Raw genomic sequence first — 1,723 nt, forward strand, 5'->3', positions numbered from 1 at the left:
TGAGCTCGTCCCAGGTGCCGCCGACGCCCATCAGGAACACGGCGTCGTAGCCCTCGTCGGCGACCTTGTCGGCGAGCTCAATCATCTTCTTGCCGGTCTCGTAGACGTTCTTGCCGTCCTCGACGTAGCCCTCCTGGCTAAAGTGCATGATCTCGATCTTCTCGGTTTCCTTCATGGCTTTTCCTTTCTGTCCTGCACGCAACTCTATACATCGCGTTTCTTTTCGATACCAATTATAGACATACACCTAATGTGTTTTTAATACCACTTATCAATCTGCTCCAATCCTCGGTGAACGGTCGAAATTCTCTGGTGAGTGGTATTAAATTAGAATTGAATGTATAGCTAACGCCTCTGGCGCCTCCCTTGTGTGACAAAGAACAGCGTTCCTACCAGCGCAATAATGGTCGATGCCCCAAACAGTACCGTCTGGACACCCAAAGCCTCCGCCAAAAACGGAGCCGCCAGCAGCGGCAGCACGCCGGCGCTCATCAGGCCAAAACGCACAAAGCCGGTAATGCGCCCCAGGTATTTGATGTCAGCGCGCTCCTGAATCAAGATCATCTGCAGCGGTTCCAGGAATCCCCAGGCCAGACCGTTAATCGCCTGACCGATAATCGCGACCCCCAGCATATCGGTGCCCACGTACACCATGGACCCAATGCCCACGGCCATGAGCGCGCCGAGCAGCAATCGCAGGTTGACATGGCGGGCAGAAAGCTTGGTCAGGATGAACGCGCCCACCGAGGAAGTGAGGCCCACGACCGAGGACAGCCAGCCCAGCCAGACGATATCCACGTTGAGCACATCGCGATAGAACAACGACTCCAGCGAATCGAACGCGCCAAACGCAAAGAAGCCCAGAAAGCCCGAGATAAAGATAAGGCGCAGGTCGTGGTCGCGAAACGTAAGTCGCGCGCCCTCGGCCATGCCGCCCAGAATGCCGCCCTTCGGCTTCTCCCCTTTTGCGGGAGCAACACACTCGTGACAGCCCAAGGAGAGCACGGCCGCCACACCCATCATGCCCGCCATGAGCAGATAGACCGATTGCGTGGCAAAACAGCTCACGATGGCACCACCGAGCAGCGGGCCAGCGGTATAGGCGATATTGCTGTAGAACACCATGAGACCGTTCACGCGGGTACGGCCCTCGGTGGTCGACTCCAGGTATCCCGGAAACGCATGCGTGCAAGTGTTGATAAAGCCGCCCGCAAGCCCCAAGACGCACGCGGCAAACACAAGCCCGGGGACAGACAACGGCGCCAACCCCACGCCAAGCGATAGCACCGCCGTAATCACGCACGTCACAAACGACGTCCGACGCGGTCCAAAGCGGTCGATGACCGAGCCCGACACCATATTGCCCGCCGACGTCATAAGATTGCGCACGAGCGTAATGGCAGCAACCAAAAAGGCCGTGCCAGCCAGATCATACGTCGCCGCGCCGATAAGCCCTAAAAAGTACACCGCGTTGTTGGCGCACCATTGCAGGGACTCAATAAGAATCAGCCTGACTTCTGCCGGCGTCAGGCGCATTGCTTCGCGATCCTTCGCGAACATACGAACTCCCTCTATACAAGTAAGGGGATGGAGGGCATAGGCCCGCTCCATCCCCTTACCAGGTTGCAATGACAGTCTATGCAGCCGGGCCCTTACGCCAGCACGCCGAAGAACGCGCCGATGATGCCCACGACCATGGTGGCCACGATCAGCACCATGGGGT

Annotated in this window: 1 protein-coding gene; it reads right to left on the minus strand. The window is 57.9% G+C overall.

Translation table 11 applies throughout. From position 1 onward, the window contains the following. Positions 1-345 precede the first annotated feature (345 nt). Positions 346-1,560 carry an MFS transporter gene (locus tag I2D57_RS09565; protein WP_195241124.1) on the minus strand — a complete coding sequence of 405 codons (1,215 nt, stop codon included), beginning with the start codon at positions 1,558-1,560 and terminating at the stop codon, positions 346-348. Between the last annotated feature and the right edge of the window lie 163 nt (positions 1,561-1,723).

Origin of the sequence: Collinsella aerofaciens (assembly GCF_015553355.1) — a bacterium.
Taxonomy (GTDB): Bacteria; Actinomycetota; Coriobacteriia; order Coriobacteriales; family Coriobacteriaceae; genus Collinsella; species Collinsella aerofaciens_V.

Bases quoted from the DNA above. Each gene is read 5' to 3' on its own strand.
- I2D57_RS09565 (WP_195241124.1), bottom strand. From the start codon at position 1,560: ATGTTCGCGAAGGATCGCGAAGCAATGCGCCTGACGCCGGCAGAAGTC.